The organism is Rubrivirga sp. (genome assembly GCF_049648075.1).
Classification (GTDB): Bacteria; Bacteroidota; Rhodothermia; order Rhodothermales; family Rubricoccaceae; genus Rubrivirga.
Map to the genome: position 1 here is coordinate 1 of NZ_JBARYR010000563.1, position 4,134 is coordinate 4,134.

Consider the following 4,134-nt stretch of genomic DNA (forward strand, 5'->3'; position numbering starts at 1 on the left):
GTTCTCGGACGCACAGCCTCTGGCGGTAGAGACCGCCAAGGCGACGGCTCAGACCGGCGCGCTCACAGCGTCCGTGTTCGACGCCTACCGCCCGAGCGTCTGGGTCCCAAGCGCCTGCCCCCACCCGACGCGCCTCGTCGAGTCGGCCGCGATGGCGGCGGCTACGGCACCGCCCAGCGCCTACCGTCCGACGCTCCCTGAGTACCTCGTGACTCGTGGGCACCTCTCGGACGCCCAACTGGAAACCGTCTGTCGGGCGGGCTCCGCCCACTCGGAGCATCTTCCGGGTACCGGCGAGTCAGCCGGGCCGCGCCAAGGGTTCTTCCTCGGTGACGGAACTGGGGTAGGAAAAGGTCGGCAGAGTGCTGCGATCATCCTCGACAACATCTTCCAGGGCCGACGGAGGGCGATCTGGGTGAGCGAGAACCGGAACCTGATGCGCGACGCCGTCCGCGACTGGACGGCGCTCGGCGGCCCGGCGGACTTCGTCTTCGACCTCGGTGCCTGCAAGGGACCGATCCCGCGCGCCGACGGCATCTGCTTCGCGAGCTACGACACGCTCAAGGGCAAGCCCCGCGAGAAAGACGGGGTGGAGTCGGGCATCGACCGGCTGGAGCAGGTCGTCGCCTGGCTCGCCGGTGGGGGGGAGGAGGCAGACTTCGAGGGTGTCGTTGTCTTCGACGAGTCGCACAACGCGAGTTCAGCCCTGGATACTCAGGGAGGCCGTGGGGTCAGGAAAGCCTCGCAACGGGCGCTGGCCGTCGTCGATCTGCAAGACCGGCTCCCGAACGCCCGCATCGTCTACGCCAGCGCGACCGGGGCCACCGAGGTGTCCAACCTCGCCTATGCGGCCCGCCTCGGCCTCTGGGGCCGGGGGACTCCGTTCCCGACCGTCGAGGCGTTCGTCGAGAAGGTGTCGGCGGGCGGCATCGCGGCGATGGAGCTCGTGGCGAAGGACCTGAAGTCGATGGGGCTCTACCTCGCGCGCTCGGTCTCCTACGACGGCGTCGACTACCGGACGCTCGTCCACGACCTCGAAGGCCACCAGGCCCAGACCTACGACCGCTGCGCCCAGGCATGGCAGGTCGTCTTGCGCAACATCCAACAGGCGCTCGAAGTCACCAAGGCCGACAAGTGCGGCCGGGCGCGGGCTGCGGCCTACAGCCAGTTCTGGGGAGCCCACCAGCGGTTCTTCCTGCACGTGCTGGTGTCGATGAGCGCGCCGAGCTTGATCCGGGACATGGAGGCCCGGCTGGCCGCGGGCGAGAGCTGCGTGGTGCAACTCGTGTCCACGATGGAGGCAGCGACCGAGAGGGCCTACGCGAAGGCGGTCAAGAACGGCGACGACCTCCGAGACCTCGACGTGACGCCGCGCGACCAACTCCTCCAGTTCGTCGAGGCCAGCTTCCCGACCACGCTCTACGAGGAGTACCTCGATGACGATGGCCGAGTCCGGAGCCGACCCGTCAAGAACGCGGCCGGGGACTTCGTCCAGTCGCCAGAGGCCGTGGCGGCTCGGAATCGGCTGATGCTGGAGGTGGGGGCCGTAAGCGTGCCGCACGGCGTGCTCGACCAGGTCGTGGACCACTTCGGACCCGGCGCCGTGGCCGAGGTGACGGGCCGTGGGCGGCGGTTCGTCACGAAGGCGGTGGACGGTGTGGAGCAGGTCGTGGAAGAGCGTCGGACGCGGAGAACCTGCAACGCCGAGGCCGACGAGTTCATGGCGGGCAAGCGGCGCGTCCTCGTCTTCAGCCAGGCCGGGGGGACCGGCCGGAGCTACCACTCGGATCTCGCGGCCGACAACCAACAACGGCGGGTGCTGTATTGCGTCGAGCCGGGCTGGTCGAGCGCGCGGTGCGTGCAGGGGATGGGCCGGGTCCACCGAGCCAACCAGGCGTGCCCGCCGGAGTTGGTGCTCGTCACGACGAACCTCAAAGCCCAGCGCCGCTTCCTCTCGACCATCGCGCGGAGGTTGGACCAGCTCGGCGCGCTCACGAAGGGCCAGCGCCAGACGGCGAGCCAGGGCTTGCTATCCAGCGAGTTCAACCTGGAGACCCCGCTCTCGAGAGCCAGCTTGCACAACTGGTTCGTGGACCTCTACCGGGGCGAGGGCCGGGCGGTCGCCTCTGGCGTCACGCCGGCGCTCGTCGAGGAGCAGATGGGCATCAAGGTGTTGGACCAAGACGGCCAACTCAACGTGGGCGCGGTCCCCGAGGTGCCGAAGTTCTTGAACCGGCTCCTGTCGCTCCAGACGGGAGCCATGGACGCCGTGTTCGACTCGTGGTACGGGTACCTCGAAGAGGCCACGGAGTCCGCGAGAGAGGCCGGGACGCTCGACGTGGGCGTCGAGACGCTCCGGGCCGAGCGCGTGGTCACGACCGACGAGCGGCTGGTGTACACGCACGAGCGGTCGGGGGCGACGACGCAGGTCGTGACGCTGGAGCTGACCCGGCGGACGGAGATCGTGGACTGGGACGAGATCTGGCGCTGGGCCAAGGAGGCTCAGGCGCTGGGGTCCTGGGTGGGGTTCGTTCAGAACCGGCGGAGCGGGCAGCCCTACGCACTCTTCCGCGCCGGGAGCCGGACGACCGAGACCGGCCGCGTCGTGCAGCGACTGCGTCGGGTCGGCGTGCGCTCGAACCGGCTGATGGACGAGACCGAGATCAACCGTCCGGGGGAGGAGGGAGGCCACCAGCCCATTCCCACCGATGAGGCCCGGACGCTCTGGGCCACGGGCGTCGCCGCCGCGCCCGAGTTCACGACCGAGCCGATCCACCTGGTGACCGGGACGATCCTGCCCATCTGGGACCGGATCGCCGGGCATCCGAGGATCTACCGCGCCCAAACTGACGCGGGCGAGCGCATGATCGGCCGGGCCGTGATGCCGGAGCATCTGAGCGCGACGCTCAAGGCCCTGGGAGCTGCGGGCGACCGCGTGGACATCACGCCCGAGGCGCTCGCGGAGCAGATTCTGGCGGGCGCCGAGGCGGACCTCGCCAACGGCTGGCAACTCCGCCTGCGCCGCGTGGCGAACGAGCCCCGGATCGAGCTCTTGGGGCCGGACTACTCGGCCATGCGCGAGCTGGAGGCCGACGGGGTCTTCGCCGAGGTCCACGCCTTCCGCACCCGGTTCTTCGTCCCGACGGGCGAGAGGGCGGCAGGCGTCTTGCGGGCAGTGACGGAGCACCGGCCCGTCGTAGAGATGCGCGACGCGATGCGGCGGGCTGCCTGAGTGGCGCCCGCTGTGAGGCGCCAAAGGCCCATGCCGGGGCCGCTCTGCGGGAGCGAAGAGCGGCCCCGGCACTCGGCTGGAGGCCCGTTCGCACTCCTCCGCTCTGAAGACTCATGTCGAGATCTATGCCTGGCCCCGGCGACTTCTGCCACGGGTGCAACCGATTACTCTGCCGGTGCCCCCCCGAACCGGATTACGGGTCCTACTTCGAGGCGTCGTATCAGGCGGGCCACGAGGCCTGCCTCGCCGACGGGTACTCCGAGCGGCCGCTGACCGAGTGGGTGTACCTCACGGGCTCACGGTGCCGGTGGGACGCCACGGAGAAGCGGCTCGTCCATCACATGGCGCCGCTCCAGTTCGCCGAGCTCACCTGGCGGCACCGCCACACGAGCGCCGTGTCGTACCGCCGGTGGTTCGAGCGCCAGTACGGCCACGACCTCGAGGAGTACCTCGCGGGCTACGACGACGCGGGGGCCGGGCTGCCGTCGGCCTCCGCCGACCCCGAGGCCCACGCACGAGCCGAGGCCGCGCTCGACGCCCATGAGCCCGTCCCCGAACGCGTCGAACCCGTGCCCGAGACTACCCCGTCGTGCGCCGGTCTCGTCGAGGACGAGGACTGGCTGCCGTTCTGATCAAAGACCTAACCCGCTACTGTCGCCCCAGGGACGGTGTCGGGCTCAGAACGCCCTGGCTAGGTCGTGCTGGTGGCCGCTCGCAGTGGCGAGAAGCGGCCCCAGCACTCGGTCGGGCGTCGCGACGAATCCCAACCCCGTATCCCAATGTCTACCCTTCGAGAGTCCCCGGTCCACCTTGCAGACGCACCGTCCGACCCCGAGCGGTGCCCGGAAGCGACGCGCGGCCTGCTAGCCGACGTCGCCCTCGCGTTCTCCGCGCCCGTCCTC

2 protein-coding genes are annotated in these 4,134 nt (G+C 70.1%); both read left to right on the forward strand.

What is annotated here, in order from left to right:
* On the forward strand, positions 1-3,232 hold a 3,232-nt coding region (locus WBA11_RS15800), incomplete at its 5' end, for a strawberry notch-like NTP hydrolase domain-containing protein (protein ID WP_424521621.1).
* Positions 3,233-3,357: 125 nt separating this feature from the next.
* Positions 3,358-3,864: a hypothetical protein gene (locus WBA11_RS15805; protein WP_424521622.1), complete on the forward strand. Its 507-nt coding sequence runs from the start codon at positions 3,358-3,360 to the stop codon at positions 3,862-3,864.
* The last annotated feature ends 270 nt before the right edge of the window (positions 3,865-4,134 follow it).